Raw genomic sequence first — 4,882 nt, 5'->3', positions numbered from 1 at the left:
CACCAGGACCGGCCGGTCGGCGCCGGGCAGGGCGCGGCCGGTGACGGCGGACGGGTCGGGCCTGCCGTCGGCGAGCGCGGCAAGGCCGTCGAGGGCGGTGGCCCGGTCGCGGGCGACCACGGCGGCGCGGTGGTCGAGGGTGGCGCGGGTGGTGACGAGGGCGTGGGCGACGCCGCCGAGCGGCAGGGCGGGTTCGTCCTCCAGGTGGTCGAGCAGCGCGGCCGCCTGGGCCCCGACGGCGGCGGGCTCGGCGCCGTGCAGGACGAGCACAGTGGGGCGTTCGCCATCCGCGCCGTCCGCCGCGGGCCGCGGCGCCGGCTCCTCCGGCTGTTCGATGATGGCGTGGGCGTTGGTGCCGCTGGCACCGAACGAGGAGACTCCGGCGCGGCGGGGCCTGCCGGTCTCGGGCCACGGCACGGCCTCGGTCAGCAGCCGCACGTCCCCGGCGTCCCACTCCACGTGGGAGGACGGCCGGTCCACGTGCAGGGTCCTGGGCAGCAACCCGTGCCGCATCGCCATGACGGTCTTGATCACACCACCGACCCCGGCCGCCGCCTGGCTGTGCCCAATATTCGACTTCAACGACCCCAGCCACAACGGCCGTTCCGCCGAACGGTCCTGACCATAGGTGGCAATCAACGCCTGCGCCTCGATCGGATCACCCAGCGTCGTACCCGTACCGTGCGCCTCGACGCCGTCGATGTCGGCGGTCGTCAGCCCGGCGTTGGCCAGCGCGGCGCGGATGACGCGTTCCTGCGCGGGGCCGTTCGGCGCGGTCAGGCCGCTGCTCGCCCCGTCCTGGTTCACGGCGGAGCCGCGGACGACGGCGAGGACGGGGTGCCCGTTGCGCCGCGCGTCCGAAAGACGCTCGAGCAGCAGCACGCCGACGCCCTCGGAGAATCCGGCGCCGTCGGCCGCGTCGGCGAACGCCTTGCAGCGGCCGTCCGCGGCGAGGGCCTGCTGACGGCTCGACTCGACATACAGGTTGGGGCTGGCCAGCACGGTGGCGCCGGCCGCGAGCGCCATGGTGCAGTCGCTCTCGCGCAGCGCGTGGCAGGCCAGGTGGAGGGCGACGAGCGAGGAGGAGCAGGCGGTGTCGACGGTGACGGCGGGGCCTTCGAGGCCGAGCGCGTAGGCGATGCGGCCGGAGGCGACGCTGCCCGCGCTGCCGTTGTAGAAGTACCCCTCCAGGCCCTCGGGCGCGGTGGGCATGCGGGAGGCGTAGTCGTGGTACATGACGCCGGCGAAGACGCCGGTGCGGGTGCCGGCGAGTGACTGCGGGTTGATCCCGGCGCGTTCGATCGCTTCCCACGACGTTTCGAGCAGCAACCGCTGCTGCGGGTCCATGGCGAGGGCTTCGCGCGGGCTGATGCCGAAGAAACCGGGGTCGAACTCGGCGGCGTCGTGCAGGAATCCGCCGTGCCGCACGTAGGACGTGCCGGGCCGGCCACGCTCCTCGTGGTAGAGGGCGTCCAGGTCCCAGCCGCGGTCGGCGGGGAACTCCGTGATGGCGTCGCCGCCTTCGGCGACCAGCCGCCACAGGTCCTCGGGGGATCGCACGCCGCCGGGGTAGCGGCAGCTCATCGCGACGATGGCGATGGGCTCCGGCGTGCGCTCCTCGGCCTCCTTCAGGCGCTGGCGCGTCTTGTGAAGATCAGCCGTCACCAACTTGAGGTAGTCGAGCAGCTTCTCCTCAGTCGTCACCCCGTGGTCCGCCCTTCTGCTGATCGGTGGACTGCGCTTCGTTGAACTGCGCGTCGATGAATGCGAAGACTTCGTCGGCCGTGGCGTCCTTGAGCAATGCGTCAACGTCGCCGGCCGGTTCCTGCGCCTGTTCCGGTTCCGGTTCCGGTTCCGGCGCCGGTGCCTGGTCCGTCACCGTCACCGTCGGCTGCGGTGCGGGCCGGTCGCGGTCCGGCCACAGCAGTGCTCGCAGGTGGCGGGCCAGTCGCAGCGGGTTCGGGTGGTCGAAGACGAGCACCGCGGGCAGCCGCCTGCCCAGGGCACGGGCGAGGCGGTTGCGCAGCTCGACCGCGGTCAGCGAGTCGAACCCGGCCTCCAGGAAGCCCCGCTGCGGCGGCACCGCGTTGAGCGAGCCGTGGCCGAGTACCTCGGCGACGTGGGTGCGGACCAGGTCGAGCAGGGCCCGTTCGCGGTCCTCGTCGCCCATCGGGTCCAGGCGCCGCCGCAGTAGCTCCCCCGCGGCGCCCGCGGGACCCGCGCCGGCCGGGGCAGGCGCGGCGGCCGGGCGGGCCAGCCCGCGCAGCAGCGGCGCGATGTCGTCGCCGCGCAGCGCGTCGGGGTCGAGCCTGGCGGCGGTCACGACGGCCTCGCCGCCGCGCAGCGCGGCGTCGTACAGGGCGAGCCCCTCGGCCGCGTCGAGCGGCTGCATGCCCGCGGCGGCGATGCGGGAACGGGCGTCCCCGCCGAGGTGCCCCGTCATGTCGCTGGCCTGCTCCCACAGACCCCAGGCGATCGATGTCGCGGGCAGGCCGGTGGCGCCGCGGTGGGCGGCGAGCGCGTCGAGATAGGCGTTGGCGGCGGCGTAGTTGCCCTGCCCCTGGCGGCCGAACGTGGCGGCCGCGGCGGAGAACAGCACGAACGCCGACAGGTCGTGCCCCGCGGTGAGGTCGTGCAGATGCGTGGCGACGTCGGCCTTGGCCCGCAGGACGCGCGCCAGTTGACGCGTGGTCAGGTTCTGCACCACACCGTCGTCGAGGAGTCCGCCGGAGTGGACGACGGCGGTCAGCGGGTGTGCGGCGGGGATCGCGGCGATGACGGCGGCGAGCGCCTCGCGGTTGGCGGCGTCGCAGGCCGCGAATCGCACCTCGGCGCCGAACGCGGCGAGCTGCGTTTCCAGTTCGGCCGCGCCGGGCGCGTCGGGGCCGCGCCTGCTGACAAGCAGCAGGTGCCGCACGCCGTGTTCGGCCACCAGGTGGCGGGCCAGGAGCCTGCCCAGGGTGCCGGTGCCGCCCACGATGAGGACGGTGCCCGCCCCCGCGGCCCGCGGGGCCGGGCCTGGCGCGGCGGGGGCGCGGACCAGGCGCGGCACGGTGACCGCGCCGCGGCGCACGGCCAGTTGCGGCTCGCCCGCGGCGACAGCCGCCGCCACGGCGCCTGGCAGTGCGGCGCGGGAGGCCGGGTCGTCGTCGATGTCGGCGAGGACGAAACGGTCGGGGTGCTCGGCCTGGGCGGAACGGATCAGGCCGCGGGCCGCGGCGGCGGGCAGGTCGGTGACCGGCTCGCCCTGCCGGACGGCGACGGCGCCGCTGGTGACCACGGCGAGGCGCGCCGTCGCGGACCGTTCGTCGGCCAGCCAGTCCCGCACCAGGGTGAGGGTGTGGGCCGTGAGGACATGGGCGCCGCGTGCGGGGCCGCGCGGGTCGGCGGGGTCGCTGCCGAGGTCGGCGAACACCACCGGCTCCGCGTCCGGTTCGGCGTCCGCCGCGCCGGTCGCCGCGTCGGTCGCTGTGCCGGTCGCCAGTGGGGTCCACTCGACGCGGTAAAGGCCGTCGTCCTGTCCGCCGGGGCGGCGAAGCTGCGCGGCCACCAGCGGGCGCAGGGCGAGGGAGGCGACGGTCGCCACGGGCGCGCCCGTGCCGTCCGCGACGTGCAGCGTCACGCCCTCCTGGGCGCCCGCGGCGTCCAGGGCGGGCGTCAGCCGCACGCGCAGCATGGCCCCGGCCGGCGTGTGCAGGGTGACGCCGGACCAGGCGAACGGCAGCCGCGCCGCGTCGGATTCCGCGACGAGCCGCCCGGCGCCCATGGCCTGCACGGCCGCGTCGAACAGCGCCGGGTGGATGCCGAAGCCACCGCCCGCCGCCTCGGGGAGGGCGACCTCGGCGAACACCTCGGGCGCGGTCTCCGCCCCGGCCAGCCAGGCGGCCCGCAGGCCGCGGAACGCCGGGCCGTAGTCCAGGCCCGTCTTGGCCAGCCTGGCCTGCAGTTCCGTGACGTCCACGGGCGTGGCGTCCGCGGGCGGCCAGGCCGCGAGCGTGAACGCGGCGGGTGCCGCGTCCGCGGCCAGGGTGCCCGCGGCGTGCCGGGTCCAGGGCTGGTCGTCCGCGCCCCGCCCGTACAGGGTGACGGGGCGCCGCCCGTCGGCGTCGGCGCCGCCGACGGCGAGCTGCACCTGCGTCTCGCCGTCCTCCGGTACGGTCAGCGGCGCTTCGAGCGTCAGGTCCTCGACGCCGCCGCAGTCGGTGCGCGCGGCGGCGTGGAGGGCGAGTTCCACCACGGCCGTGCCCGGCAGGACGACCACGTCGTGCACCATGTGGTCGGCGAGCCACGGCTGGGCCGCGAGGGACAGCCGACCGGTGAACACGTGGCCGTCGCTGCCCGCGAGCGGCAGCCCGGCGCCGAGCAGCGGGTGCGCCTCGGCGGCGAGTCCGGCCGAGGCGACGTCGCGGGTGGCCGCGGGTGCCGCGTCGAGCCAGTAGCGGCGGCGCTGGAACGGGTAGGTCGGCAGGTCGACCCGCCGGGCGCCGGTGAACAGCCGTTCCCAGGCGACCGGGACGCCTGCCGCCCACGCCTCGGCGAGGGAGGTGAGGAAGCGGCCGAGGCCGCCGTCGTCCCGGCGGAGGGTGCCGACCGCGGTGGCGTCCTCGATGGCCATGGTCAGCACGGGATGCGCACTGACCTCGATGAACGTGCCGAAGCCCTGCTCGGCCAAGTCCCGGGTGACGGGCGCGAACTGGACGGTGCCGCGCAGGTTGTCGAACCAGTACCGCGCGTCGAGCGCCGCGGTGCCGATGCGGGTGCCGGTGACGGTGGAGTGGAACGGGACGGCCGGCGCGCGGGGCGTGATGGGCGCGAGGTCGGCCAGGATGCGGTCGGCCAGCTGGTCGACGTGCGCGGAGTGGGAGGCGTAGTCGACGGGGAC

2 protein-coding genes are annotated in these 4,882 nt (G+C 76.1%); both read right to left on the bottom strand.

Features of this window, described 5'->3' with window-relative positions; genetic code table 11:
* Window positions 1–1,704 (bottom strand): beta-ketoacyl synthase N-terminal-like domain-containing protein (locus STBA_RS31200; protein ID WP_171987824.1); only part of this gene is annotated, 1,704 nt, incomplete at its 3' end.
* Window positions 1,694–4,882: SDR family NAD(P)-dependent oxidoreductase (locus STBA_RS38120; protein WP_171987823.1), on the bottom strand; the 3,189-nt coding region annotated here is incomplete at its 5' end. The genes STBA_RS38120 and STBA_RS31200, both read right to left, overlap by 11 nt.

Source organism: Streptomyces sp. MP131-18, from assembly GCF_001984575.1.
GTDB lineage: Bacteria > Actinomycetota > Actinomycetes > Streptomycetales > Streptomycetaceae > Streptomyces > Streptomyces johnsoniae.
The sequence above is the reverse complement of the archived record's forward strand: the minus strand, read 5'-3'. Positions and strand labels throughout refer to the sequence as shown.